19 protein-coding genes are annotated in these 26,614 nt (G+C 65.3%); 6 read left to right on the top strand and 13 right to left on the bottom strand.

Annotated elements, in window-relative coordinates; translation table 11 throughout:
• Positions 1–241 precede the first annotated feature (241 nt).
• Positions 242–595 carry a hypothetical protein gene (locus AC1DT7_RS09350; RefSeq protein WP_478035666.1) on the top strand — a complete coding sequence of 118 codons (354 nt, stop codon included), beginning with the start codon at positions 242–244 and terminating at the stop codon, positions 593–595.
• 219 nt (positions 596–814) lie between these two features.
• Here AC1DT7_RS09350 and AC1DT7_RS09345 read toward each other — a convergent pair whose 3' ends face one another.
• From AC1DT7_RS09345 to putA, 5 genes are all read right to left on the bottom strand, one after another.
• Positions 815–1,588, bottom strand: coding sequence for an endonuclease NucS domain-containing protein (locus tag AC1DT7_RS09345; RefSeq protein ID WP_478035665.1), 774 nt, complete (start codon positions 1,586–1,588; stop codon positions 815–817).
• A gap of 160 nt (positions 1,589–1,748) precedes the next feature.
• On the bottom strand, positions 1,749–2,774 hold the full coding sequence (locus AC1DT7_RS09340; protein WP_478035664.1) for a hypothetical protein: 1,026 nt from the start codon (positions 2,772–2,774) through the stop codon (positions 1,749–1,751).
• A 70-nt stretch (positions 2,775–2,844) separates the two neighbouring features.
• The gene (locus AC1DT7_RS09335; RefSeq protein WP_478035663.1) at positions 2,845–3,519 is read right to left on the bottom strand and encodes a class I SAM-dependent methyltransferase; all 675 of its coding nucleotides are present in this window, start codon (positions 3,517–3,519) and stop codon (positions 2,845–2,847) included.
• A 206-nt stretch (positions 3,520–3,725) separates the two neighbouring features.
• Positions 3,726–3,998 (bottom strand): hypothetical protein, encoded by a 273-nt coding sequence (locus tag AC1DT7_RS09330; protein ID WP_478035662.1) that lies wholly within the window; start codon positions 3,996–3,998, stop codon positions 3,726–3,728.
• 88 nt (positions 3,999–4,086) lie between these two features.
• Positions 4,087–7,188, bottom strand: a complete 3,102-nt coding sequence (gene putA / locus AC1DT7_RS09325; protein WP_478035661.1) for a bifunctional proline dehydrogenase/L-glutamate gamma-semialdehyde dehydrogenase PutA — start codon at positions 7,186–7,188, stop codon at positions 4,087–4,089.
• A 107-nt stretch (positions 7,189–7,295) separates the two neighbouring features.
• Here putA and AC1DT7_RS09320 point away from each other — a divergent pair, with 107 nt between their 5' ends.
• Positions 7,296–7,775: an Lrp/AsnC ligand binding domain-containing protein gene (locus tag AC1DT7_RS09320; protein ID WP_372856703.1), complete on the top strand. Its 480-nt coding sequence runs from the start codon at positions 7,296–7,298 to the stop codon at positions 7,773–7,775.
• A gap of 18 nt (positions 7,776–7,793) precedes the next feature.
• On the opposite strand, the gene AC1DT7_RS09315 is transcribed toward AC1DT7_RS09320, so the two are convergent.
• From AC1DT7_RS09315 to AC1DT7_RS09305, 3 genes are all read right to left on the bottom strand, one after another.
• Entirely contained in the window at positions 7,794–7,964 is a 171-nt protein-coding gene (locus AC1DT7_RS09315) for a hypothetical protein (RefSeq protein ID WP_478035660.1), read from the bottom strand.
• A 185-nt stretch (positions 7,965–8,149) separates the two neighbouring features.
• Positions 8,150–10,714, bottom strand: a complete 2,565-nt coding sequence (locus tag AC1DT7_RS09310) for a TonB-dependent receptor (RefSeq protein ID WP_478035659.1) — start codon at positions 10,712–10,714, stop codon at positions 8,150–8,152.
• 164 nt (positions 10,715–10,878) lie between these two features.
• Positions 10,879–13,239 (bottom strand): TonB-dependent receptor, encoded by a 2,361-nt coding sequence (locus AC1DT7_RS09305; RefSeq protein WP_478035658.1) that lies wholly within the window; start codon positions 13,237–13,239, stop codon positions 10,879–10,881.
• Between the two features lie 152 nt (positions 13,240–13,391).
• Between AC1DT7_RS09305 and AC1DT7_RS09300 the strand changes: the two genes are divergently transcribed.
• From AC1DT7_RS09300 to AC1DT7_RS09290, 3 genes are all read left to right on the top strand, one after another.
• Positions 13,392–14,798 carry a M20/M25/M40 family metallo-hydrolase gene (locus AC1DT7_RS09300; RefSeq protein ID WP_478035657.1) on the top strand — a complete coding sequence of 469 codons (1,407 nt, stop codon included), beginning with the start codon at positions 13,392–13,394 and terminating at the stop codon, positions 14,796–14,798.
• A gap of 173 nt (positions 14,799–14,971) precedes the next feature.
• The gene (locus AC1DT7_RS09295) at positions 14,972–17,038 is read left to right on the top strand and encodes a phosphocholine-specific phospholipase C (protein WP_478035656.1); all 2,067 of its coding nucleotides are present in this window, start codon (positions 14,972–14,974) and stop codon (positions 17,036–17,038) included.
• 69 nt (positions 17,039–17,107) lie between these two features.
• Positions 17,108–18,457 carry an MFS transporter gene (locus tag AC1DT7_RS09290; RefSeq protein ID WP_478035655.1) on the top strand — a complete coding sequence of 450 codons (1,350 nt, stop codon included), beginning with the start codon at positions 17,108–17,110 and terminating at the stop codon, positions 18,455–18,457.
• On the opposite strand, the gene AC1DT7_RS09285 is transcribed toward AC1DT7_RS09290, so the two are convergent.
• The 5 genes from AC1DT7_RS09285 to AC1DT7_RS09265 form a co-directional block, all read right to left on the bottom strand.
• Positions 18,433–19,200: a DeoR/GlpR family DNA-binding transcription regulator gene (locus AC1DT7_RS09285; protein ID WP_478035654.1), complete on the bottom strand. Its 768-nt coding sequence runs from the start codon at positions 19,198–19,200 to the stop codon at positions 18,433–18,435. The genes AC1DT7_RS09290 and AC1DT7_RS09285 overlap by 25 nt on opposite strands.
• A gap of 108 nt (positions 19,201–19,308) precedes the next feature.
• Positions 19,309–22,320 (bottom strand): TonB-dependent receptor, encoded by a 3,012-nt coding sequence (locus AC1DT7_RS09280; RefSeq protein ID WP_478035653.1) that lies wholly within the window; start codon positions 22,318–22,320, stop codon positions 19,309–19,311.
• Positions 22,321–22,639: 319 nt separating this feature from the next.
• Positions 22,640–23,164, bottom strand: coding sequence for an amidohydrolase family protein (locus AC1DT7_RS09275; protein ID WP_478035652.1), 525 nt, complete (start codon positions 23,162–23,164; stop codon positions 22,640–22,642).
• A gap of 96 nt (positions 23,165–23,260) precedes the next feature.
• The gene (locus AC1DT7_RS09270) at positions 23,261–24,028 is read right to left on the bottom strand and encodes a metallophosphoesterase family protein (RefSeq protein ID WP_478035651.1); all 768 of its coding nucleotides are present in this window, start codon (positions 24,026–24,028) and stop codon (positions 23,261–23,263) included.
• The gene (locus AC1DT7_RS09265; RefSeq protein ID WP_478035650.1) at positions 24,025–24,855 is read right to left on the bottom strand and encodes a diacylglycerol/lipid kinase family protein; all 831 of its coding nucleotides are present in this window, start codon (positions 24,853–24,855) and stop codon (positions 24,025–24,027) included. Before AC1DT7_RS09265 ends, AC1DT7_RS09270 begins: the two co-directional genes overlap by 4 nt.
• A 222-nt stretch (positions 24,856–25,077) precedes the next feature.
• On the opposite strand from AC1DT7_RS09265, the gene AC1DT7_RS09260 reads away from it, so the two are divergent.
• Positions 25,078–26,595 (top strand): malonate--CoA ligase, encoded by a 1,518-nt coding sequence (locus tag AC1DT7_RS09260; RefSeq protein WP_478035649.1) that lies wholly within the window; start codon positions 25,078–25,080, stop codon positions 26,593–26,595.
• Positions 26,596–26,614 lie beyond the last annotated feature (19 nt).

The raw sequence follows: 26,614 nt of genomic DNA, 5'->3' as shown, positions 1-26,614 counted from the left end.
TAAAACGGACAGTATCGGGGGATTTTTGCGACCCAACGGGGGTATCGCTTTTCGCTGGCGCTGCTCGCTCTTGCAAGACCCTCTCCAATACAGACGCAATGGATGGATCGCGTTCCAGCAATTCATCGAGCGCTTTCTCGATAAAGAACCTGCCTTCGAGGCTATTCGTGCGACACGGGTTATGAGAATCGCATAGGGTGTCTGGCGTTCCCTGCCGCGACAGGACCAGATGGAGCGCGATGTGGAGTGCTTCGAGTGCCGCTCGTCGTCTGTTCTTCGCAGCGACTTCGCCAGTGACGCGCCATTCGTCGGGGCGGCGCGCCCTCAGCCAGCAGAGCGCGGCCTTCGGATCGGCGAGAATGCGCTTCCGGTAGCGCGCGACGACCGGTGCGCGCCCGCGGAAATGAAAGACGCGTTCGGCGAGATACTCGCAGCCAATGGCGCGCTGATAGCGCGACCGCCGGCTGAGATCGGCTGCCTGTGCCCGGCCCGCCGCGATCCCGGCAGCAAAATCGCCATGCCGATCGAGCCAGCGATAGAGCGTCGCGAGGCTGACCGAGAAGGCCTCGGCCAGATCATGATGGGATGCACCTAGGCGGCACAGGCCGCGGGCCTGGCGGGCGAATTCGGGACGATAGCGGGAAGGACGGGCCATGGCGGCAGGCTGCGCCGTCGGGGCACGGAGTTGAATCGAGAGCCAGCGTCAGGACGCGCCCTCCCCATAAACGCGAACGTCCGGGGATAGTGGGATCCGGACTGGCCGCTCTTGAACGTGGAATTCTCAGAAGCGGGCCTTAGATGCACGCGCGGGCCGTCAGGCCGGGTCCTTCTGCTTAATGGTGAAGGATATCGCATATTCGAACAGCTTGACACGACCTGCGATGTGACTGGTAGCAAGAACAAGATCTTCGGTTATTTCGTTGGCAACAATTATGCCACGTACCGACTTTCCTGGACATAGATTTGCCTCGACCCAGCCCATGTATCGCAGAAGCTGACCGATAACACGATCATAGCCACGTGAGACTTTAAGTTCTATGACGACGAAATACCCATTACTATCAGTCGCGAGGATATCGATGCGTCGCCCCCCGGCATTGTATTCAATACCGGTTAATCCCTCCTCCTCGTAGAGCTTGAGCCCAGCTTCTAGGTGGTGAAGGTTGCGAGCAAGATAATTCTGAAGGTCCTTTTCATAGGCGAAGGTTTCACCGCCTTCTGTAGCAACCCTTACTTCCTCGTCCTCTTCCTCCCAGTCCACTTCGAGCTGTTTATCGGCAGCCTCAATGTCTGCCTTGTAGCGGGGTTTTGAATCACGATCAGTGTCCCAGAGGCGGAAGCGACCGGGGCCTTCCTTGTAAAATAGGTCGTGCCCTGAACCGGCCTTGATGCTCGGATGGTGCTTGCGAAGGGAGTTGTTAACCGACATGCCCTCAACGTGCATCTCGACCGTGTTTGACTTGATCGCTGGATAATTCGCCCTGAACCAAGCGACCGGCTGTGCCTTTGAGAATAGCACGCCCGGTTGCAGGTTCTCTCTCGCCCACTCGGCCATCAGCGTTTTTGTCGGCTTATCGTACTTGGACAAGATTGATGCCCCTCGCGTTAGTGGGCGACGGCCTAGCATGGTGGGCGGTGAAGCCGATAGGGCGGCGGCAACGTGCAACACATCCAATCGCTTGCCGCCCCGTCGCTTTGTGAGCTCACGACCTAATCACCCCGATTTCGGCGCGACCTGTTTGTCGTGCTCAGGCAGCCTCCATACGGAGAATGAACTCCGCCCGCTCGCGCACCGAGGGAGAGCGGTCGGCCAGGAGCGCTGCAGCATATTCCCGGCCCTTCGGCGTTCCGGGGAAATGACGAATGACGGCGGCGAGCGCGACACGCCGCACCACCGCCGAACGGTCCTCGATGCCGCGCGCGATCAGTTCCTCCTTCGGAATAGCGATGCTCAGGTCGCGATGATCGAAGACAGTCACTTTCCGGCGCAGCCCCATCGACTTGTCGACCCATTGCCAGACAAAGCCCGAAGGCCATTCGGCCCGGCCGTTGACCAGTGCGGCCAGTGCGAGGGCGCGGACCGAAGGCTGCACCGATCCGAAGGCGATCCGTTCGAGATGGGGATCGAGCGCGGGGGTCCGAAGGGCATGGCGAAGGACCGATGCCAGAGGGCCAGTCACATCCCAGCAGAGCAATCCGGCAAGATGCTCCGCCACATCGTCGCGAGCGAATACCTTGTCGACGACCGCACGCTCGCCATGCCAGCGCTTCCAACTCGCCTGCCGCACCAGCAGCGCGGTCGCGGCACGCGCGACCACCGCCGGATCGCTCGCGGGAAACGACCGGCTTGCGCACCGCACCGCCGCCTCGCGCACCGGCGCTGCCCAATCGTTCAGACGCCACTGGACGGAGGCTAACAGAAACGGGGTGGGCAGGCCGCCCGTGATCTTGTGAAGCGCTGCCTCGCGCAGGCGGCCATCGCGGTGGAACAGGAACAGATATTCGAGGCCCGGCGTCCGGAACAGGAGCGCCTTGTCGCTCAGACGGCGCGAGAACAGGCTTCCCAACAGCGACGGAGGCCGACGATAATAGAGGTTTGCCGCCGCTGCGATCGCCCCATCTGCCCTGGCAACCTGACCGGGCGGCAGCTGGGCGAGCAGATCGAGCGCCCCATCCAGCATGGCGCCCGGCGCTTTGCCGAGCCCCAGGACGCGTCCGACCTTGGCCAGGGCAGCCAGCAAGTCGGCGGGAAGAGGCGGCGAGCGATCCGTCACAAAGCCAAGGTGCGTCGCCGCTTCCGTGCGGTCAATCGGACACGATGCTCTCGCAAGAAAGTGTCGGCCGCTACACCTTATACCCGACCCACCCGCGAAAGGTGAAACCGGCATAGAACAGCGCAACGTCGGCAAATCCCGCATCGCGCAGGATCGCCTCGTCCTGCTCGGGCGACAGGAGGGGCAGGCGCTCGCTGATCGCGGCGATGGCGTTTTCCGCGTTGAAGGCTGGCACGCCCGACGCGACCGCGAAGGCGGCGTAGCGTGCGAGCCACCGGGCCTTTTCCTCCGGCTGTTGCGGAACGCTGTGATGCGCGACGATGAAGGGGGCGCCGGGCTTCAGACGCCGATACACTTCGGCGACCGTGCGCCGGCGTTCTTCCTCAGGGATGAAGTGAAGCGTCAGTAGGCAGGTCGCGCCGTCGAACGGCCCTTCCGGTGCGTCGTCGATATAGCCTTGTTGAAAATCGACCCGCGACGCCATGGGCCCAAGCGTGCGCTCGGCCAGCCCCAGCATCTCAGCCGACGGATCGATGCTGCAGAAGCGCCATCCGGGCTGCATTTCGGCAAAGACCGCCAATTCCAGCCCGCCACCTGCGCCGAGGACGAGCACATGGCCGTCCTCCGGCACCCGTTCGGCGAGGAGCAGGCCGGTCATGCGCTGAAGGCCGTGAAAGCCAGGCACCTGCCGTACCGGCCCTTCGGCATAGCGGGCGACGGCGTCTGGATCGGAAAAGGGTGTCACGGGCGATTCTCCGCTATGACCCGGGGAGGAGCTCACATAGGAGCGCTTCGGGTCAGGTACGTGTCCCCAGGTTCCCCGCTCTTCGTCATGCCGGACTTGTTCCGGCATCCATCCATCCGCAGACGCTTTCGCTTGAGGCTCGATGGACCCCGGAACAAGTCGGGGGTGACGTTGGGTAAGGCCGGGAGCGATCGACCGGACTGACTCTACTCCAGGTCGTTCTCGCTGATCACGATCAGATCCTGGTCGCTGTTGCGTGCCAGCGCGACCAGCCCCGCCTCGGCGATGGCGTCGCTGAAGCGGTTGAACATGTCGACCGCATCATCGTCCGGCGCATCGCCGCTCAGCGCCTCGAGCACCGCATATTGCACCGCGAATTCATAGTCGTCGCCGTCCACCTCTCCGGTGAACTCGACCTGCTGCTCATGCTCGTTGTCGAGAACCGTCGAGAGATCGATGTCCATCTTGTCTGCCGCCACGCCGAAATCCCTCTAACATTACGCGCCGCGGGGGCGCCCTGCCCCCGCCTATTCCGTAACGCCCCGGTGACGGTCAAGCTCCGAACGTTCAGAGATTGAGCAAAGCCGGGTCTCCTCCCTGGGCGGTGATGTTGACCGACACCGCCCGTTCGAGCGCGTAACGCAACAAAGCGTGCGGCCCGCCGGCCTTGGGACCGGTGCCCGACAGGCCCTCGCCGCCGAAGGGCTGGACGCCAACTACCGCGCCGATGATCGATCGATTCACATAGACATTGCCGGCCGGCACCGCCTCGCGGACCTCTTCGGCGAAGCGGTCGATCCGGCTGTGCACGCCGAGCGTCAGGCCGTAACCGCGTGCGGCGAGCTTGCCGGCGACGCCTTCCAGATCGTTCGGGTCGTAGCGGTAGATGTGCAGGATCGGGCCGAACACCTCGCGTTCGAGAAAGTCGGGGGTCGGCACCTCGGCGATGACCGGTCCGAAGAAGCTGCCGCGCTCGCCGAGCGCGCCGGGGTCGAGCCGGGCGATGATGCGTGCTTCCTTTTCGAGCCGGGCGACGTGATCGTTCAGCGCCTCGCGCGCTTCCTCGTCGATCACCGGGCCGATATCGGTCGACGGGTCGCTCGGGTTGGCAAGCTGCTGCGCCTGGAGCGCGCCGACCAGGGTCGCGATCGTCTCCTCGGCGGTGTCCTTGGGCAGATAGAGCAGGCGGAGCGCCGAGCAGCGCTGACCGGCCGAGCCGAAGGCGGAGAGGATGACGTCGTCCACCACCTGCTCGCGCAGCGCGGTCGAATCGACGAACATGCCGTTGAGGCCGCCCGTCTCGGCGATGAACGGCACGATCGGCCCCGGGCGCGCGGCAAGCGTGCGGTTGATCGACCCGGCAGTGTCGGTGCCGCCGGTGAAGGCGACGCCGGCAATACCGGGATGCGCGACCAATGCCGCGCCGACCACCGCGCCGTCGCCCGGCACCAGCGCCAGCAGCGCCGGGTCGAGCCCGGCCTTGTGGTAGATACGCACTGCCTCGGCCGCGATCAGCGGGGTTTGTTCGGCCGGCTTGGCGAGCACGGCATTGCCCGCGGCGAGCGCTGCCGCGATCTGGCCGGTGAAGATCGCCAGCGGGAAATTCCAGGGCGAGATGCAGGCGAAGACGCCGCGGCCGTGGAGTTCGAGGCTGTTGGTCTCGCCGACCGGGCCGTCGAGGATGACCGGACCGCCGAATTGGCGTTCTGCCAGCATCGCGTAATAGCGGCAGAAATCGACTGCCTCGCGCACCTCGGCGACGCCGTCGTTGAGGGTCTTGCCTGCCTCAAGCGACAGCAGGGCGACCAGCCGGTCCTCCTGCGCCTCGAGCGCATCCGCCATGGCGCGGAGCACGACGGCGCGGCCGATGCCGGTCAGCGCGTTCCAGCGCGGCTGCGCCTTGCGGGCGAGCGTGATTGCCGCGTCGATATCGGCGGGCGTCGCGCTGCCGACCTGGCCAACGATCATGCTGCGATCGGCCGGGTTGGTGACGGGTTCGGCCGGACGCGTGACGAGCTTGCCGCCGATGATCGGGCCGGCCTTCAGCTTTTCGGCGCGGACTGCCGCCAGCGCCTTGCCGGCTGTCTCGCGCGCGACGAGCAGCGAAAAGTCGCGGCCTTCCGAATTGCGCCGCGCGGGGCGGTAGAGCTTCGACGGGACCGGGATCTTGTCATGCGCGCGGGGGTGCGCCTCGACGATCGCGACGGGATCGCGCACGACCTCGGCGGCCGGGATCTCCTCGTCGAGCAGGGCGTGGACGAAGCTGGTGTTCGCGCCGTTTTCGAGCAGGCGGCGGACGAGATAGGGCAGCAGCTCCTCATGCCCGCCGACAGGGGCATAGGCGCGCAGGATGATGCCGCCATAACGCTGGTCGGCGCCGGCATAGAGCGCCTCGCCCATGCCGTGCAGCCGCTGATGCTCGATCCGGACGCCGGCGGCATCGGCCATGTGGCGCACCGCCGCGAGGGTATGGGCGTTGTGCGAGGCGAATTGCGGATAGAGCGCGGGCGAGGCGTCGATCAGCGCCTTGGCGCAGACCAGATAGCTCAGGTCGGTCGCGGCCTTGGTGGTATAGACCGGGTAATCGGGTCGGCCGGCGACCTGGGCGCGCTTGATCTCGCTGTCCCAATAGGCGCCCTTGACCAGGCGGATCATGATCCGGCGGCCGGATTCCTTCGCGAGGTCGGCGAGCGCAGCGATGACCAGCGGGGCGCGCTTCTGATAGGCCTGGACCACGACGCCGAGACCCTTCCAGTCGCCGAGTTCCGGCTCGCGGACCAGGCGGTCGACCAGCTTGAGCGAGAGGACGAGCCGGTCGGCCTCCTCGGCGTCGATCGCGAAGTTCAGGTCGTAGCGGGCGGCGATCAGCGCGAGGCGCTTCACGCGGGGGTAAAGTTCCTCCCACACGCGCGCTTCCTGCACCGCCTCGTAGCGCGGGTGGAGCGCGGAGAGCTTGACCGAGACGCCGTGGCCAAGCTCCGGCCCGGCGCCCGCGGCCGCCTTGCCGACCGTCTCGATCGCGTCGGCATAGACATGTTCGAAGCGCAGCGCATCGGCCTCGGTCCGCGCGCCTTCGCCGAGCATGTCGAAAGAGCAGAGCGTGTTTTCCTTCTTCGCCCGGACCAGCGCCGCCTCGATCGTGCGGCCGAGCACGAACTGCTCGCCCATGATACGCACCGCGGCCGCCACCGCCTGACGGATCACCGGCTCGCCGATGCGCGCGGCGATGCGTTTGATATAGCCGCCGATATCCTTCTTCGCCGTCTCGTCGGCCTCGACCAGCTTGCCGGTGAGCAGCAGGCCCCAGGTCGAGGCGTTGACGAACAGGCTATCCGACTTGCCGACATGGCTGGCCCAGTCGGCCGATCCGATCTTCTCCGCGATCAGCCGGTCGCGCGTCTCGGCATCGGGCACGCGCAGCAGCGCCTCGGCGAGGCACATGAGGGCGAGACCCTCGCGCGTGCCGAGCGAGAATTGCTGGAGGAAATCCTCGACCACGCCCTGCTTCTTCGCCGCCGATCGCGCCGATTCGACCAGCGCGACCGCCTCGGCCACGACTGCCTTGCGCTCGGGAAACGAGAGCGGCTGGTGCGCGAGCAGATCGGCGATGACCGCTGCCTCGTCGCGATATTTGGCGTCGTCGATCATGTCCCAGGGCGAGCGTGGCATCGAAAGATTCCTTGGCGTGGCGAAGATGGCTGAACATCTTCGTCATACTGCTTTGCGGGCTGAACGTGCTTCGTTATATTGGCGCCGATGCCGAAGGAGTCTTACAAATGAGCGCCCGTGCCATGGAATCTTCGGCAGATGCCGTCGACCTCCGAATCCTGCGCATCCTGCAGGAGGACGGGCGCATCACCAACCAGGAACTGGCGAGCCGCGCGGGCCTCTCCCCCGCCGCCTGTTTCGACCGGGTGAAGCGGCTGCGGGCGAGCGGCGTGATCGCGGGCTATACCGCGCTACTCGACCCGGCGAAGCTTGGGCAGGCGCTGCTGATCTTCGTCGAGGTCGTGCTGGATCGCACCACCGACGATGTGTTCACGGCGTTCGCGGCGCAAGTCGGCGACATTCCCGAGGTGCTCGAATGCCATATGGTGGCAGGCGGGTTCGATTATCTGCTCAAGGTACGCGTGGCCGACATGGCGGCGTATCGGCGCTTCCTGGGGGAAATCCTGACCAGCATCCCCGGCGTGCGCGAGACGCGGACCTATGCGGTGCTGGAAGAAGTGAAGGCGACGACGCGGCTGCCGATCTGAGGTCCGCTCCGTCTTTCGCTATCTGGCGCGGGGAAGGAGCGGTCGCCGCGCCTCCCGGATCGCGACCCCGGTGACCACGGCCCCCGCCAGGACGATGGCCGCGATCGACAACAGGCCGACGGGCGAGATTTGTACCCGCAGTTCCACCACGGCATTCCGGTTCAGGACAGGACCGACTTCGTTCGACATTGCCCACTCCCCAATGCGTCTTGCGACGGGCGGATGCTGCCCGGATGAAGGGCGGCTTGCAAGATATACCCCCCTCGCAAGATGGTAGCGACCGGAATCTGGTCGGCATATTGGGGAGGACTTGGGGTATCCCGCTGCGCTGGAGGGACTCCCCGTCCCTCCAGCGCTTCGACATCAGCGTCGCCTCAATAAGCCGCCGACAGGGTCAGGAACCACTGGCGCGGCGCGATCGGATAGGCCGAATAGCTGTTGACCGCCGACCCGATCGACAGGGTGGATACGCCCTTCTTGTCGGCCAGGTTGGTGACGTTCAGCGCGAGCTCGACCTTGCGCAGCGGCAGGATGTTCTCCGGAAGCCGCGCGGCGATCCGCAGCGACGTCAGGAAATAGGATGCCACGCTCGCGTCGTTGGAGAAGGTGCTGAACCGGCGGCCGACGAAATCGCCGATCACCTGCGCCTCGAACGGCCCGGCCGCGACCGTCGCGACCGTCTTGTTCATCCATTTCGGCGTGCCGGGAAGCTGCTTGCCGCAAGTCGGCACCACGCCGTTGGTGACGAGATAGCCGCCGATGCACGAACCGGTGGCGGCACCGATGCCGGACGCGGCCGCACTATAGTCGCTCTGATATTTGGAGAGATTGTACGATGTCGCATTGTAGAGCGAGAAGGCCCGGCCGACCCGCAAGGTGAAGGCGGCATCCACACCGTCCGTCTTCACGTCGCCGACATTGACGAGGATCGACGTGCCGCCGGTGATGCCGCCGCCGGCGATGCCGCCCGGGTTGGTCGAGATCGCCAGCAGGCGGTTGTTGAACACGACATGGTAATAATTGACCTGCGCCTCCAGGCCGATGTCGCTTCCGAGGCTGCGGCGGGTGCGCAGGCCGCCCTCATAGGTCCAGCTGCTCTCCGGCTTGCCCTGGTCGGCAAAGGCATCGAACGCCGCCTGGCTGCCGGTGAACCATGGGCCGCCACCGCCGGCCAGATATGCCTGATACTGGCGCAGGTTCTTCTGGACGTTGAAATAGACTTCTTCATGCCCGTTGAAATCATAGGTCGCGCCTGCCGCCGGCAGGAACCAGCGCAGCGTGTTGATCCGGCCCTGCGGCAGGCCGCCGGTCAGGCCCGAGAGCGAGCCTGCCTTGGGCTGAACCGGGAACCAGCCATTGGCCCATTGCGCGCTGGTCTTGAAGCCGGCCTGGAGGATCAGCTTGTCGGTCGCCTGCCAGGTGTCCTGGATGTGCAGCTGAAGCTGGTTGATCCGTGCTTCGCCCTGATATTGGGTGAACAGCGGCGCGGCTGCCTCAAGCGGGCGGATATAGGGCGTGCTCGATGCCGGGTTGGTGGCGTCGACGCCGTACCAGCGGCGCCACTGGGTGGTGCTGTTATGTTCGAACCAGCCGCCGAGTTCGATTTTATGATCGCCGAGCTCGGCGGTGAGCGCCGAGATCACGCCGCCGCGATCGATGCGATATTCGGTGGTGCGGGTGATCAGGCCCGAACCGCCGGTCGCCGCGACCAGCGCGGCGCCGGCCGCCGTCGCCTGGGCGTCGGTCAGCGCCGTACAGGGGTTAGTGCCGGTCGACGGGCGGATGCCGTTGGCGTTGCCGGCGAAGCGGCAGTTGGCCGGGAGCGTCGCATAATTGGGGTCGAGATAGGGCTGGGCAGTGGTGATCGACTGGCCGAGCGGGCCGGCAACGACACCGGCGCCGTCATTGTGATGGTAATAGCCCGTCGTAGCCCAGGTGATATGGTCCCCGAACTTCGCATCGTATCGGATATAGCCGAGATAGTCGGTCCGCTGCGCATCCGAATAATAGTTGCGATAATTGCTGCCCTCGGCCGCGGGCGAATTGCCCATCGCGTTCAGGTAGGACGTCCGGTACCCGCCGAAATCCGGGTAGAAGAACGGCTTGGCATAGGGCGTGTAGAGCTGGACCGCGGTGGCCGTCTTGCCCGCCGACGGCTTGAAGAACACGGTCGCGTCCTCGTTCGGCTGGGTCATGTCGTTATAGTCGGCATAGAGGGTGATCTTGCCGATGCTGCTGTCGTGCACGAACTTGGCATTGGCCTGGTAGCCGCCCTGCGTGCCGTTAAAGTCCCAGGCACGTGCATGCTGACGCGCTGCCGAGATATAGGCCGAATTCGTGCCGCCGGGGCCGAACTTGCCGCTGTCGATGCGCACGAAGGTGCGCGACGTGTCATAGCTGCCGAAGGTTTGCGCAGCCTGGACGCCGAAATTCTCGAGCGGGTTCGACGAGAAGGTCTCGACGGTGCCGCCAAGGTTGCTGTTCGACGCGGTGGCGAGATCGCCTGCGCCGGTCGACACGACGACGCGGCCGACATTCTCCGAGATCACCGAGCGCTGCGGCGAGAGACCATTGTAATTGCCATAGCTCTGATCGCCCAGCGGCAGGCCATCCATGGTGTAGCCGAGCTGGTTGGCGGCGAAACCATGGATGAAGATCTGGGCGTTCTGCTCGTTATAGCCCCATGGATCGGCGGTGATGTAGAGCACGCCGGGCAGGGTCTGAATCGCCTTCAGCGGCGACACGCCGGGCAGGATCTTCTGGATCTCGGTGCCGGGCAGCGCGGTCGCCGAGCGAGTCGATTTGGCGGCGGTAACGACGATCGTCTCGGCACCGTCGGTGGTGTCACCCGCTTCGATCGGGGCCGTCTGCGCAGACGCAGCATTGGCGTAGAAAAGTGCGCCGGCAAGCGCGAGCGTGCTGCAGGTAAATCGAATCACGGAGGCCCCTTTTGTGTTGTTGCTGCGCCGCAGCGCGAGGGTGCCTTGCCCGTGGAAAGTGCCGTTTCGGCTACGTTTTTGTTGCGAAACCGTGACAGCGAACGATTTGATTGGCCGGCTGCCGGACTCTTCCCCGCCGGCAAAGGCGGGGAAGAGTCACGCCATCAGAAGGCGGCGCTGATCGTGCCGAACAGCTGGCGCGGTGCCGACGAGTGGAACACCAGGATGGTGCCCGCCGGATCGTTCGGCGCGAACACGCTGTTGTCGAAGTTCGACGCATAGCGCTTGTCGGTCAGGTTGGTGACGTTCAGCGCGACCTTCGCGCCCTTCAGCGGACCGAACTGGCCGAAGTCATAGCCGAGGCCGAGATCGAAGGTGACATAGCCGCCAAAGCTCTGATCGTTGGTATAGGTGTAATAGCGGCGGCCGGTGTACTTGCCCTGGACCGAGGCAGAGAAACCGCCCTGCTTGACGGTCACCACGCTGGCGGCCATTTCCTTCGGCGTATCGACCTGCTGTTTGCCCGCCGTCGCGTAGAGCACGCAGGTGGCCGTGCACCAGTTGAGGTCCTCATTATAGGTCGACCTGTTGTACGAGGCCGAATTGTACCAGCTCAGCCAGGGCGCAGGCTTCCACAGTACCCCCAGCTCGACGCCCTTGCTGGTCACGCTGCCGGCATTGTGGAAGGAATTGCCGCAGCCGGGATTCTGCTGCTGGTTCGTCGGGCACGGATTGTACTGAAGCAGGCGGTTGTTGAAATCGACCCAATAGCCGGTCAGCGAAACCTGCAGCGGGCCGCTGACATAGCGATAGCCGCCTTCGAAGCTCTTCGATGTCTCGGGCTTCAGCGTCTTGCCCTGCACGTCCCAGACTGCCTGCGATACCGATTGCGGCCCGAGTTTGAAGCCGCCCTGGAACATCGCGATGTTCTCTGCATAGCTCGCGAATACTTCGTGCCGCGGCGCGATCTTCCAGCGCAGGCCGACTTCGGGCAGGAAATTGTCCTTCGCCACCAGCGAACCGCTGGCGAACTGGCTCGATGCAGGCGGCGCCGCCTTGGCGATACCCCGCCGGGCCTGGGCATCGGACTTCGAATAGGTGCTCTTGAAACCGAAATCGACGCTCAGTGCATCATCGAGCAGCGAGACAGTGTCCTGGACGTAGAATTGCCGCGTCTTCCAGGTCGTCGACTGGACCCACTGCGCGGTATCCGGCTGGCCCTTCAGGAACTGCGCCAGGCTGAACGGGCCGGTGACGTTGGTCCAGATATAGCGCGCGGCGCTGCTGGTGTTGTCCTCGATCCAGAAGCCGGCCTCGAAATGGTTGAAGCCGACATGCCAGCTCACGCTGCCGAGCGCGCCGGTACGGTCGATGGTGTAGCGCGTGTCGCGGATCTGCACCGGCAGGTCATCCGCGGTCGAGGTCGTGCCCTGGGTCGACCAGCCGGTGATCCAGTTGTTGCCGGCACCCTTGTCGGTGTGATGATAGATCTGCCCGCGCACGCTGAGCGACTTGGTGAGGTCGAAGTCGCCGGCGATATAATAGAGCTCGTCGTTGCGCAGGATCTGGCCGTTGGTGAAGGTCACGTCGGCACGCTTTTCCGGCAGTTTGGAATCGACGCACTTGCCCGGCGCGGTCGGCGCCGTCACGGAGCAATAGGCGCGGTCGAGATAGGCCTGCCAGTTCGGCGCATAGCCGCCCCAATCATAGCCCAGGCGGTTAAGCATGTCCTTCGACAGATAGGCGTCGTCGGCCTGGTTGGTGCGCGAGATATCGGCAAAGGCGGTGATCGTACCGCCGTCGAACCTGTACTTCAGCTTGCCGTTGAATTGCTTGCCGGTGGACTTGTTCCAGGCCGGCTGGTTCACGAACAGGTCCTGCTGGCTGTACTGGCCGGAGAGATAGGCGGAGAAGCCATTGTGCTCGCCGGTATCGAAGCGGATGAAGGTGCGCAGGGCATCCTCGCTGCCGACGGTCTGGCTGACCGCAAGCCCCATGTCCCTGTGCGGGTCGCTGCTCGTATAGATCAGCGCGCCGCCGAGGTTGCTGGTCGAGGCGATGCCGAGGCCCGCGATCCCGGTCGCGAGATCGGCACGGCCGAGATTGTCGGAGATCAGCGCGCGGCCGATGGTGAGGCCGTTATAATTATTATAGGCGCCGTCGCCGAGCGGCACGCCGTCCAGCGTGTAACCGAGATGCGTGGTGTTGAAGCCGCGCACCTGGAGCGACAGCGACTGTTCGTTGAGGCCAAGCGCGTCGATCGACTGGGCACTGACGCCCGGCAGGAAGTTCAGCGCTTTCTGGATGCTGGTGCCGGGCGGCAGCACGTCGAGGTTAGACGGCAACAGGGTGGAGACCGAGCGGGTCTCGCCGCTGCCGATGACGACGATGTCCTGGGTCTCGCCGTCCTCGGCGCCGGCCGGAGCATCCACGGCCTTGGCCGGCGCGGCATCTTGGGCATGCGCCTGCGTGGCGAGTGTCAGACAGGCAGCCGCCGTCAACGCGAGAACTGACTTTTGCAACATTATGGCCCCCATTTGTGCAAAGGCGCCGCGACGGGTTCGTCTGCGGCGCCGGAAAAGGTCTAGGGGCGCGCCTATTCCATGCGCTGATGACGGTTTCGCTACGTATCCGTTACGGAAAAAATTCAAAATCTTTCTTGAAGAAGGGGACGCCCATGAAATTTCACGCCTTTCTCGCCGCCACGGCGGTCCTCGCGCTCACCGGTGCGGCGCAAGCCCAGGATCTGACGGCCGGCGCGGCGGCGGCCCGCGACCGGGCGCTGACCGACAAGACCGCGTGGGACGTACTCGAATCGCTCACGACCGAAGTCGGCCCGCGGCCGGTCGGCACGCCGGCGATGGACCGCGCCCGCGACTGGGGCGTGGCCAAGCTGAAGGCGATGGGCTTCCAGAATGTGAAGGTCGAAACCTTCACCACACCGACCTGGACCCGGACCGGGATCGACACCGCGGAGGTGATCAGCCCCTACCCGCAACCCCTGCACATCCTGGCGCTGGGGCGTTCGGCCTCGACGCCGCCGGGCGGGCTCACCGGCGAGATCGCGTTGTTCAAAAGCTATCAGGCATTTCTCAATCAGCCGGAAGGATCTCTGAAGGGCAAGATCGCGGTCGTCACCCAGGTGATGGCGAAGACGCAGGACATTTCCGGATATGCCAACATCAACGCGCAGCGCAGCCGCGGCGCGGTGGAGGCGGCGAAGCGCGGCGCGATCGGCTATATGATGCGCTCGCTGTCGACCGACGACACCCGCCTGCCGCACACCGGCGGCGGTGCCGATGGCGGCATTTCCTCGGTCGCGCTGTCGAAACCCGATGCCGACCTGCTGGAACGGATGGCCGCGCGCGGCAAGCCGGTGACGGTGCGCATCAATGCCCAGTCGACCACGAACCCGGCCTCCACCGCCTATAATATCTCGGGCGAGATCCAGGGCACGACCGATGAGGTCATCGTGCTGGGCGGCCATCTGGACAGCTGGGATCCCGGGACCGGCGCGGTCGACGACGGTGCGGGCATCGCCATCACCATGGCGGCGGCAAAGATGGCGACCGCTGGCCAAGGCAAGCCGCGCCGGACCATTCGCGTCGTGATGTGGGGTTCGGAGGAACAAGGCGGATCGAGCGTCGCCTATGCCTCGGCCCACAAGGACGAAATGCCGAAGATCGTCGTGGTCGGCGAGAGCGACGATGGCGCCGACACCGTGTACAACGCCGCCCTGCCCAAGGGCGCGGACGCCCATCCGGCAATGGCTGCCTTTCGCCTTGCTCTGGCGCCGCTCGGCGTGGTCAGCGACCTGACCCCGGCCACCCAGGGCGGATCGGACGTATCGGCCATGGTGCGCGCCGGCGCCCCGGTGGTCGAGTTCCGCAACAGCGTGCTGCGCTACATGGACCTGCACCATTCGGCCGACGACACGTTGGACAAGGTGAACCCGGAGAAGCTGAACCAGAATGTGGCGATCTGGGCGGCCTTCCTGCATTCGACCGCCTATAGCGATGTCGATTTCCGCAAGCTGGCGGCCGAAGCACCGGCCGAGGCGCCCGACGCGCGCTCGCGGCGCTAGGTTCGTAAAGTGCCGCAGCCCTCCTCATTGTTGTCACCGTGACCAGTTCGGTCAAAAACCCCAAAGAACCCGACGTTCGTCACATCTCTTCCACATAGCACGGCTAGCGGCGGTAGCGGGTCCGGTCGGCGCTCGGGTGCGCCGGCAGGACAGGATCGCGATGGGAGACAGAAGTGACGATCGACCGCAGGGCTTTTCTCCTCGGCGCTTCCGGTGCCGCGATCGCCACGAGCGAGCCGGCGCAGGGGCTCCGGCGACTGGGCGGGCGCGGCTCGATTGCCGATATCGAGCATGTCGTGATCCTGATGCAGGAGAACCGCTCGTTCGATCATTATTTCGGCACCCTGCGCGGCGTGCGCGGCTTCGGCGATCCGCGCCCGGTCAGGCTGCCCGGCGGGAAGGCGGTCTGGGCACAGCGCCGCGCCGATCGCGATGGCGGACAGATCGCCTGGCCGTTCAGGCTCGACTACAACATCAGCAACGCGCGGTGCTTCACCGGGCTCGACCATAGCTGGAAGGACAGCCAGGCGCGCTGGCGCAACTGGGACGTCTGGGCCGACCAGAAGGGACCGCTCACCATGGCGCACCTGACCCGCGCCGATATTCCCTATTATTACGCGCTGGCCGACCAGTTCACCATTTGCGACAGCTATCACTGCTCGTTGCAAGGTCCAACCGGACCGAACCGGCTCTATCATTTCAGCGGCACGAATGGCCTGAGCGTCGGCCAGGAAGGCGTCTATTGCGTCACCAACGGCGGCACCGATGCCAATCCCGGTGCCGACATGGCGAAGGACGATGCGACCGACGGGCTGCCCTGGCGCACCTATGCGGGGCGGCTGGAAGAAGCAGGTGTCTCCTGGCGCGTCTATCAGGAAGTGGCCAATTATTCGGACAATCCGCTCGGCTATTTCAAGGAGTTCCGTAAGCTCGACCGCGCCTCCTCGCTCTATCGGCGCGGGCGGGCTTATGTCGACTGGGTGGACGGCGTTGCCCCCGCGGATCCGGAAAAGACCCAGGCTCAGCATTTGATCGCTGCCTTCGCCGCCGACGTGGCCGCCGATCGCTTGCCCTCGGTTTCCTGGATCGTGCCGATGATGCAGATGAGCGAACATCCCGATGCGCCGCCGCCGTTCGGCGAAGTGCTGATCGGCAGCCTCATCGCGGCGCTCGCCGCCAATCCGAAGGTCTGGGCGAAGACCGCTTTCATCCTGAATTATGACGAGAATGACGGATTCTTCGATCATGTGCCGGCGCCGATGCCGGCGATCGCCCCGGCCTATGGCGCGAGCAATGTCGATGTGCGCAGCGAGACCTATCAGGGCGAGCCGGTCGGTCTCGGCCCACGTGTGCCGATGCTGGTGATCTCGCCCTGGACCCGCGGCGGCTGGGTGAACTCGCAACTTTTCGACCACACATCGGTGCTGCGTTTCCTGGAGAAGCGCTTCGGGGTAGGCGAACCGAATATTTCGCCCTGGCGGCGCTCGATATGCGGCGACCTGACCTCGATCTTCGACTTCGACGTGTCGAAGGAAGCCCGCCTCGACACGCGCTGGGCGGCGGCATTGCCGTCGGTCGCGAGCTATATCGCCGAAACAGAGCGCCTGTGCGCCAGCGCTCCCGCGCCGGTGATCGCAAAAAGCGTCGGCGTGCCGGCGCAGGAGTCGGGCACCCGCCGCGCCAGGCCTTTGCCGTACCGCTTCGCCGTCGAACCTTCCTGGTCCGAGGGCGGCCTGACGTTGCGGTTCGAGAATCAGGGAGCGGTCGGCATCGTGTTCGGCGTGCAGGACGAAACAACCTTCTCCGGCTGGCGCTATTTCACCGTCGCCGCGACGTCGCATCTCGAGGAAAGCTGGCCGCTTCGTCGGGATCGGCCGCACGCGATCGTCGTGCATGGCCCGGACGGCTTCCACCGCGCGTCCTGCGGCGATGCGGGCGCCCCGTGGATCGAGGCAGCGATCGACTGGCGCGAAGACGGGACGGGCGGCACGCTGCGCCTCGCCAATCGCGGCGGCGACGGGATCGCCCTGGCCCTGCACTGCGCGCATAGCGGCACGAGCGAACGGGTCACACTCGCGGCGGGTACCGAGTCGCAGCGGCCGGTCAAGCTCGCCGACCATCGCTGGTACGATCTCATGCTGACCGGAGACGGCGGGACGCGGCTGCGCCTCGCCGGACACGTGGAGACCGGAGCGCCCGGCATCAGCGAGCCCGCACCCGCCTTCCCTCATCCGGTCTGAGCCACGCCGGACTGTCATCATCGTGTTGCGAAGCGTGCCTAAGCGCTCCGCTCGACGAAGGCAGGCGAGATGGCATCGGGCGGCGCGGCGGCAGACGGCAAGATACTCAATCCCCGATTCCTGTCGCTTGCGGCGATGGAGTTCTGGGAGCGATTCGCCTTGCACGGCGTGAAGTCGCTTCTTGTCCTGATCCTGATCGACCGGGTGCTGGTCGGCGATCTGTCGCGCGTGATTGGAGCATCGGCCTTTCGTTCGGCCAGCGCCGCAATGTTCGGCGCGGTATCGAGCATCGGCCTTGCCTCCCAGCTTTATGGCTATGCCAATGCGCTGATCTATCTCTCGATCCCGTTTGGCGGCCTGATCGGCGACCTGACCGGCAGCCGGCGGCTGATGGTGGTGGGTGGCGGGATCGGCATGCTGATCGGCCTGGTGATGATGCTTCGCGAGCAGAGCTTCCTGATCGGCCTGATCCCGTTCGCGATCGGCACCGGCGTGCTGAAAGGCAATCTGTCGGCGCAGGTCGGGCTGTTGTTTCGCGACGAGGCGCGGCGGCGGCGCGGCTATGCCGTCTATCTCGGTTTCCTGAATGCGGGCGTGATCTGCGGTCCGCTGGCGTGCGGCGCCCTGGCAGTGGTTGCCGGACCGGTCAATGCGATCGGCGCGGCCGCCGCTGCGGTCGCGATCGGGCTGCTATTCTACGCGCGCAGCGGCCGCGAAACGGAGCGCATGCCGGCGACTGAGCAACCGGCCGGAGCGCGATCGTACCGGATCCCGGCGACTGCGTTGCTGATTGTCACCCTGATCGCGATCTATCTTTGCTTCGCGGCCTATGAACAGCTCGGCAGCACTTTCCTGATATGGGCGCGCACCCATATCGACCTGCACGTGGCCGAATGGACCATGCCGGTTGCCTGGTTCCTGTCGCTCGACGGCGCCTTCACGCTGGCGCTGATCGTCGGATCGCAGATCGCGATGGGCGCGCTCGAACGGCGCGGCCTCCGGATCGGCGCTGTGGTGCAGGTCCTGCTCGGCGGGCTGTGCTGCGCGGCCGGATGCCTGGTCCTGGCTATCGGCAGCGCGGCCGGCGGCAACGCGCCGCTGTCACTGTCATGGGCGCTTTTTTATCTGCTGCTGATCGACAGTGCGATCGTGCTGATCTGGCCCTCGGGCCTGAGCCTGATCGCGGATATCGCGCCGCGTCGGCTGGTCGGTTTCTGGATGGGGCTGTTCTACCTGCACGGCTTCTTCGCCAACCTGTGGGTCGGATTCAGCGGCATCTGTTACGAACGCATGGCGCCGCCATCCTTCTGGCTGCTCCAGGCGGCACTGGCAGGCGTCGGCGCATTGCTTGTCCTGTTCGTCGGCGTGCCGCTGATGCGCGCGGTCAGTGGTCGTCAGGCGATCAACACCTCGGCGTGAGCGAAGGCCCGGGCGTACTCGTCCTCCAGCGGCTGATCGGTGACGAGGATGGAAACCTCGCTGAGCGCCGCCGTCTGGATAAGCGCATAGCGACCAAACTTGGTCGAATCGACACCGAGCAGCACCTGCTTCGATGTCGCATAGGCGATCCGGCTCATCGCCGCCTCGCCGGGATGGAAATCCATCAGCCCGCGCTCGATGCTGATTCCTCCGACCGACAGGATCGCGAGATGCGGGGTGAAGCCACGGACATAGTCCTGCGCGACATGATCCGAGAAGGCGCGGTAATCATAGTCCATCTGCCCGCCGGCGAGGAACAGTCGGTTGTTGTTGATACCGCCCAGATCGTTCGCCACGCGCAGCGAATTGGTGATGACGGTGAGCGACCGCCGGTCGACCAGTTGCCGTGCGATGAAGCAGCTCGTGGTGCCGGAATCGATGAACACGATCGCGCCGTCGGTCACGAACTCGGCGGCCGCGCGGGCGATGCGCAACTTCGCATCCGAATTCTCCTCCATCCGCTGATGAAGTGGCCCTTCGTGCACCGGCGAGGTCATGCGTGCGCCGCCATGTTCGCGGATGATGGCGCCGTGTTCCTCGAGCGCGCGAAGCTCCCGGCGGATCGTCTCGTCCGACACGGCGAGGTCGGCCGCGAGCGCCGTCACCGACAGCGTCCGCCCGCTGCGCAGCCGCGACATGATCTCGCGCTGGCGCTGTGATCTTTTCTCTATTGCCCCCTCCATTGCCTGTTCCCACCGGCTGCCTATGCCGGCGAGCATGCTCGGTGTCGGTGTCTTTGCAAAGCCGGATGCCACGAGGCCGGCCGCGCGGGCCGGCCCCGTGGCGCGACCTCAGAAGCCGATACGGGCCGTCAGCCGCACCGAGCGCGGCGTCTGGTAGTTCACCGGCAGGCGATAGTCGCGGTTCGCCGATCCGTCGCTCAGTTCGCCGAAATTATTATACGACGTCACGGCGTTGCTGTTGAACAGGTTGAACACATCGAGGCGGACCGACGCATCGACCCCGTGCGGCAGCGGCAGATGGACGACGGCACTGACATCGATCTGGGTCAGCCAGTCGCCGGTGAAGGCCGTGCCGCGCGGGACGAGCTTGCCCTGACAATAATAGGCATAGCCGTGATAGGTGTTCGCATAGGCATCGACGCTGAGCGGCACCGCGCCGATGCAACTGTAATGTTCGGGTGACTGAAGGACGGCATTGGCGCCCAGATCGAGCATGTCGAACAGGCGATAACTGCCATAGGCCTTGAAAGTATGGCGGCGATCATTCGGCAGATAGCCGTACGCGCCGTTGACGAAGCCCGGCGAGTCGAAGTCAGCGGTGCGGTTAATCGCCAGCTGGCCATTCTCCGACCGAACGCCGCCCTCGTAATTGCCCTTGTCGAAGGCGAGCGTGTAGGAGCCGGCGAGACTCCATTTCTTATCGAAGCTGCGGTCGAAGGTCAGCGTCAGTGCGTTGTAGTTGCGGCTCGGCTTGGGATAGCCGAGGTCGGCGGCCTTCAGCGTCACCGTCGGCGTCGAGCCGTCGGGCAGCTTGTTGATCTGCACCGTCACGTCCTTGCCGGGATTGGCGATGACGAACTGGCTGCCGCCCGGATACGCCTTCTGGCACGCCGCCGCGGTAAAGCCCTTGCCGACGCAATAGGCGCGCGCGCCGGCATCGATCGAGATGTCCTCGATCACGTTCTTAAGCTCGCGGTGCGTGAAATAGGCACCGATCCGCACATGATCGCCAAACTGGTGCTCGGCGCCCAGGATGAACTCGTTGCTCGACTGCGGCTTGATGTTGGTGGCGATGGCGCCGGCCGGGTTGAAGGCCGAACCGTCGGCTGACACTTCGCAGTTCCGCACGCCGGTATCGGGGCAGGCGGCGGTGTTGACCACTGTCAGGATCGGGGCGCCCTCGACCGGAATGCTGCCCGGTCCGCTGATGCCATTGAACCTGTTATAGCGCGTATAGGTGATCAGGCTGCCCGCGACGTTCAGGTTGATGTCGCCTGCCATCGGCAGATAATATTGCGAATAGGACCCGAAGATCTTGGTGCGTCCGTCGCCCAGCGGATCGAACAAGGCGCCGACGCGCGGCGCCCACTGGTTGCCCGATTCGAAGAACGACTTGCCGTTCACGCCCTGATTGCTGAAGCGATCGTTGCGCAGGCCGAGATCGAGGCGCAGCCGGTTGTCGAGCAGCGACCATTGATCCTGGATATAATAGGCTTCGTTGCGGACATGCGCGGTGCCGTTCTGCGCATAGACGCGCGTGGTGTAATATTGCGTGCCTTCCGGCAGGCCGATTCGACCTGCCGAATCCTTGGTGACGGCGAAGATCTTGAACGCGCCGGCGCCGATCGTCTGGAAGGTCTGTTCCTGCGTGTCCTTCTCGTGATCATAACCGACGCGGACATGGTGCGAGCCGAACAGGTGGAACTGAAGATCGGCATCGACGCGGTAGAATTCGCGCTCGTTATTCGTGCTGCTGAAGGCGTCGGTCACCTTGTTGGCGCCGATTTGGATGCCGGCCGGATCGGAACGATAATCGATCACCTGTGGATTGGTGGTGTCAAGCGGCAGGTTACCCGAGCGCAGCTTGTTGACGCCATACGCGCCCGACAGGGTCAGCCATGGAGTGAACGTGCCGGTGTAGCGGCCGACATAGTTGACGCCGCCGGCCCGAGCATTGGTGCCGCCGGTCTTGGCGCCGAGCGCGAAGTTCGTGCGGTCCCAGATATAGCTGCGATTGCGCGTATCGTTTGTCGTGTCGAAATAGGTGAATTCGAAATGATGGTCGCCGGTGATGTAGCCGTCGATCTTGCCGCCCCAGAACGGGCTGGTGTTGGTCACACCCGTCGCGTTGTTCTGGTTGGCCTGCGGCGTCATCGAGCGGATGTCTCGCATATTGTAGAGGCCGTAGATGAACAGGTGATCCTTGATGATCGGGCCGCTTGCCTGGAAGATCAGTTCCTTGCGGCTGGCGGTCGCGTGGCGATAATCGGTGGTGCGGGTCGACGGCGCGTTGCCGCGGAGGTCGTCGGGCTCCCACAGGCCGGTCACGCTCGCATGATATTCGTTCGAGCCCGACTTGGTCGTCGCGACGACATAGCCGCCGGTCGCCCGGCCGAATTCAGCCGGCGCGCCGCCGGTCTTGACCTCGACGGTCTGGTAGAAATCGAACGGCACCTCGGTCGGCTGGCCGCCCGAGACGAAGTCGGTGACATTCAGGCCGTTGATGTAGAAGGCATTCTCGGTGAAGGCAGCGCCGGCGATCGAGACCTGGTTGGCGAAGCCGCCGTTCGAGGGCGACGATCCCTGCACCGTGCCTGGCGTCAGCAGCATCACGTCGCGCAGCGAGCGGCCGATCGGCACGCGCTGGGTGAGCGACGCAAGGTTGATCGTGCTGCCGACGGTGGTGTCCTGGAAATCGGCGACGCGCTGGCGCGTGCCGGTGACAACGATGTCGCCATTCTGCGCAACCGGGACCAGGCGGAAGCTGTTGGCGCCGCCCGTCTCCCGCGTCAGCGCGATGCCGCCCTCGGTATAGGCAGTGAAGCCCTCTGCCGTGATGCTGACATCGTAATTGCCGGGGGTGATCTGCGGGATGGTGTAGGCGCCCGAATCATCGGTCGTCGCCATGCGGCTGACGCCCTTGTCCGACGAGGTGATCTTCACCTGGGCATTGGCGATCGGCGCGCCGTCCGTCGACGTCACCCGGCCCGACGCCGCGATATTGGTATAATCCTGCGCGGTGACGGGCGCGGTGGCGATGATGACGGCCGAAGCGGTCGAACCGAGCATCAGCAGCGCGCGCAACGATGCGCGCGACGAAAGTCGCGTGAAGCGGAACATGAATTCCCCCTTGGATGATGAAGCCGACGACGCGGTGAAACCGCGTCACGGACGCTCCGTTATGCGGGGGCTGTGGAATTTTTGTGACAATTCGTCAGAAACCACACAAAAACTGCAGGTGCTTTGGCTGACCCGTGAGAAATCGCGGCTGGCGATGAGGATCGATTAGCCGCATCCCCGCGCCGGTTGAATCAGAGGCGCAGTGTTGGGAATGTCATGAGGGTTGCTGACATTCCACGCGAACATCGTACCGTATCTTGTACAATGGTCGCGACGCGCGAGCGACGGTCTCGTGGTCTCTGGTCGACCGCGGGACGCCTCATTCACGCGCCTCCTGCCAGTGCGGATAGGTGACGTAGGCGGTGACCGCGCCCTGATCGTGCGCGCGGATCGTGACCTTGTCGCCCTTGGGCATATAGACGATCCCGCCCGGACCGGCGGTGACCGTGCCGGCGTCGCCCGAGACGGACAATCGCCCTTCCGGCACGATCATGACGTCGTCGACCGCAAGCGTCTCCTCGATGCTCTGGTCGGGGCCATATCTGCCATAGCCGATGGTGATCGGCCCGCCCTGGCGCTGGTCGATCACATTGCCGGCGAAGACATCGCCATCCTGGCCGGGCGAGCGCTCGAAGGCTGCGTCTGCGATGCCGAATTTACGGACTGTCATCGGGGTCGCTCCGTGTGGCGTAGTGGTTGGGGACAGCTCCACATAGATGTTGGGCCGCTTCGCGATCTCGCGCAGCACGGCGTCATAGGCGGCCTGCTCTTGCGGCGCCGGGTCCAGCTTGCAGAGATGGTCGATCACGATGCGCAGGTCGGGCAGCGCGTCGTTTATGTGCATCACCGCCTGGAGCAGGTATCCCCGCGGATCGGCGGTGTCGGGCGCGAGGCGGCGTCGGACATACACCAACGGGTAGGCGGTTGAATCAGATGCCGCCTATCCGACCTTCTCCTTCGGCAGCACCGCATCCGGTTCCGGCCCGAGCGTCCGCAGCACCACCTCGAAGCGCCCGTGCTCGATCCGGATTTCGTTGAAGGACGGCGGCGTGTCGCGGACCCGTTCGGAGAGCGTGCCCGCGCCGATCATCCGGATCTTCCGGCCGCCGGCCTCATGGACCACGTCGAACGGGTCGTGGACATGGCCCGTCAGCACCGCACTCGCGCCCGCCGCCGCCAGCGCCGCGAACGCCTCGGCCCCGTTGCGGGTCGAGGAGGTCATCCGCGTATGGGCCTCGACCAGCGGATGGTGGCAGGCGACGAAGACCAGCGCGTCCTTCGGCGCCGCCTCGACCAGCGCCAGGGCCTTTTGCAGCGAGCGGGTGCTGACATGCCCTTTCGACCAGTTGAGCCGCCACTGGGCGCGCGCGGTCGTCACCATCGGCACGATCGCGACACCGGGCAGGTCGAGCGGGCGTTCGATCAGGCGCTCCACCGCCCCGATACGGTCATAAGGCCGGAACAGCCGCGCGATCGGGTTGAAATAGGGCAGGTCGTGATTGCCGACCTCCACCGTCACCGGCACGCCGAGCCCCTGAAGCCATGCCAGCCCGGCGGCGAACTCGTGGCGGCGCGCGTGGGTGGTCAGGTCGCCGGTCATGATCACCGCATCGGGCTGCTCGGCGCGCACCAGCCCGTCGAACCAGGCAATGGCGGCGCGATCCTCGCGGCCGAAATGCACGTCGCTGACATGGAAAAGGCGGATCACGTGGCCTCCACCGTCGCGATGAACATCTCGCGCCCGATGCCGCCGGTGATGATGACATCGGCATCGAGCCTGACGGGTTCTCCATCGAACAATGCCTGGGCCGGCTTGCGCCCGGCGATGCGCAGCCGCTTTGCCTTGACCTGGGTCACCTGCGCCGCCGCGACCCAGTCTCCGGTCAGCCATTCCCAGCCGAGCGCGGCGATCGACCGCCAGTCGCGTGCGTCCACCGCCGCGACGTCCAGATGATCGGCCTCCGGCCGGACGAACACCGCCTGGGCGTGGTGCCGCAGACCCGGCACACCCTCGAGCCGGATTCCGCGCGAGAAGGTTCGGCGCCACGCCGACAGCATCGCCCGGCCAAGCCCGCGCAGCCGCCGCGAGCGCACCAGCTCGCGCGCCCGAACCCAGGTTGCCGCCGGGCCGAGGATCAGCCCGACAAAGGCGCGGTGCGGCCCCGCCTCGACATAGGGCAGCGCGATCCGCCTGCCCGCTTCCTTTGCCGCGTGGATGATCGTGGCGGGATCGGCATTGCCGTGGAGCGCCTTGGCCAGCAGGTTCATCGTGCCGCCCGGCAGGATGAGGATCGCACCGGTCCAGTCGGCAAGCCTGCACGCCGCCGCGTTGATCGTGCCGTCGCCGGCGAACAGCACGACGGTATCGACGCCCTCCGCATCGAGGCGATCGGCATCGGGCAAAGCGTCGTCCGGAAAGGCGGTGCGGCCGACGAGCCGCAGGCCGTGTTCGGCAAACACGGCTTCGATCGCCGTGGCTTTTGCCGCCGTCGCCGTGCCGGAGGCGGTGTTGGTGATAAACCACAGCTTCTGCATGATACCTCCAACGCGCGAACGCCGCGAAGGTGGCGCGAAAATCGTTTCGTAGTCGACATATCTCACCCGACGCGCTCGACCGTCGCATGCGCCGATGGAGCGATGATCCGCCGCCCGCGCAGGGCCGGCGGGGATCATGTGAAGATTCAGTGGAGGCGAATGGCTTGCGGGAAGTGGGCCAGCGCGCGTAGCGACGCGAGAAAGCGCCAGCGCGGAGAGCCCATGCCCAATCTCTACAACCGTTTCGTCGAGGCCTTCACGTCGCGTCTGGACGAGCCGTTCATCGTCCGGCCCGAGGGCGGCACGATCACCTATACCGATCTTCATGCCACGACGGGGCGGATTGCAAACCTGTTCGTGTCGATGGGCATCGGGCGCGGCGACCGGATCGCGATGCAGGTCGACAAGTCGGCGGAAGGGTTGCTGGTCTATCTCGCCACCTTGCGCATCGGGGCGATCCACCTGCCGCTCAACCCGGCCTATACAGCGCGCGAGCTCGAGTATTTCCTGCGCGATGCCGAGCCGGCGCTGTTCGTGTGCAGCCCGGCCAACGAGCCGCTGCTCGGGCCGTTGTGCCGGGAGATCGGCGTCCCCCATGTGATGACCCTGGGCAAAGCTGGCGGCGGCAGCGTGATGGAGGCGGCCGCGGCGATGCCGGCCGACTTCGCGACCGTCGACGTGGCGGGCGATGCGCTGGCGGCGATCCTCTATACGTCGGGCACCACCGGACGCTCCAAGGGCGCGATGCTGACGCACGACAATCTCGGGTCCAACGCCGAGACGCTGGTCGCGCTGTGGCGCTTCACGCAAGACGATGTGCTGCTCCACGCGCTGCCCACCTTCCACACGCATGGGCTGTTCGTCGCGACCAACATCATCCTGCTCACCGGCGCGCGGATGATCTTCCTGCCGGCGTTCGATCTCGACTCGATGATCCGCCTGCTGCCGCATTGCACCGCCCTGATGGGGGTACCGACCTTCTATTCCCGCCTGTTGTCGCGCCCCGAATTCACCAAGGAGCTGGTCGGGGACATGCGCCTGTTCGTGTCGGGCTCCGCGCCGCTGTCGGCGGAGGTCCACCGCGAGTTCAGCGCGCGAACCGGGCATGCCATCCTCGAACGCTACGGCATGACCGAGACCAATATGAACAGCTCCAACCCCTATGACGGGGACCGGGTGCCGGGCAGCGTGGGCTTCCCGCTGCCGGGCGTGGAGATCCGCATCACCGATGCCGAAACCGCGACGCCGCTGGCGCAGGGCGAAATCGGCATGATCGAGGTGCGCGGGCCGAACGTGTTCAAGGGCTATTGGCGCATGCCGGAGAAGACCGCGGAGGAGAAACGCGCCGATGGCTATTTCATCACCGGCGATGTCGGCAGCTTCGACGATCGCGGCTATCTGTTCATCTCGGGCCGGCAGAAGGACCTGATCATCTCGGGCGGGCTCAACGTCTACCCGGCCGAGGTCGAGGCGCTGATCGACGAGATGGCGGGCGTTGCCGAATGCGCGGTGATCGGCGTGCCGCATCCCGATCTGGGCGAGGGCGTGGTCGCGGTAATTGCCGCGAAGGCGCCGGGCGCGGTGGAGGCGCAGGCGGTCAAGGCGGCGCTGGCCGATACGCTGGCGTCGTTCAAGCGCCCGAAACTGGTCTATGTCGTCGACCAATTGCCGCGCAATGCGATGGGCAAGATCCAGAAGGCCGAATTGCGCAAGACCTATGCCGACAGCTTTTCGGCCTGAATGTTCATGACGAAGGAAA

This window comes from Sphingomonas sp. P3_C6, assembly GCF_056402595.1.
Note: the sequence above shows the minus strand (reverse complement) of the source record. Positions and strands in the feature narration are given on the sequence as shown.

Coding starts and splice junctions, on each gene's coding strand:
- putA (WP_478035661.1), bottom strand. CDS start 7,188: ATGCCACGCTCGCCCTGGGACATGATCGACGACGCCAAATATCGCGAC.
- AC1DT7_RS09320 (WP_372856703.1), top strand. CDS start 7,296: ATGAGCGCCCGTGCCATGGAATCTTCGGCAGATGCCGTCGACCTCCGA.
- AC1DT7_RS09315 (WP_478035660.1), bottom strand. CDS start 7,964: ATGTCGAACGAAGTCGGTCCTGTCCTGAACCGGAATGCCGTGGTGGAA.
- AC1DT7_RS09305 (WP_478035658.1), bottom strand. CDS start 13,239: ATGTTGCAAAAGTCAGTTCTCGCGTTGACGGCGGCTGCCTGTCTGACA.
- AC1DT7_RS09300 (WP_478035657.1), top strand. CDS start 13,392: ATGAAATTTCACGCCTTTCTCGCCGCCACGGCGGTCCTCGCGCTCACC.
- AC1DT7_RS09290 (WP_478035655.1), top strand. CDS start 17,108: ATGGCATCGGGCGGCGCGGCGGCAGACGGCAAGATACTCAATCCCCGA.
- AC1DT7_RS09285 (WP_478035654.1), bottom strand. CDS start 19,200: ATGGAGGGGGCAATAGAGAAAAGATCACAGCGCCAGCGCGAGATCATG.
- AC1DT7_RS09280 (WP_478035653.1), bottom strand. CDS start 22,320: ATGTTCCGCTTCACGCGACTTTCGTCGCGCGCATCGTTGCGCGCGCTG.
- AC1DT7_RS09275 (WP_478035652.1), bottom strand. CDS start 23,164: ATGCACATAAACGACGCGCTGCCCGACCTGCGCATCGTGATCGACCAT.
- AC1DT7_RS09265 (WP_478035650.1), bottom strand. CDS start 24,855: ATGCAGAAGCTGTGGTTTATCACCAACACCGCCTCCGGCACGGCGACG.
- AC1DT7_RS09260 (WP_478035649.1), top strand. CDS start 25,078: ATGCCCAATCTCTACAACCGTTTCGTCGAGGCCTTCACGTCGCGTCTG.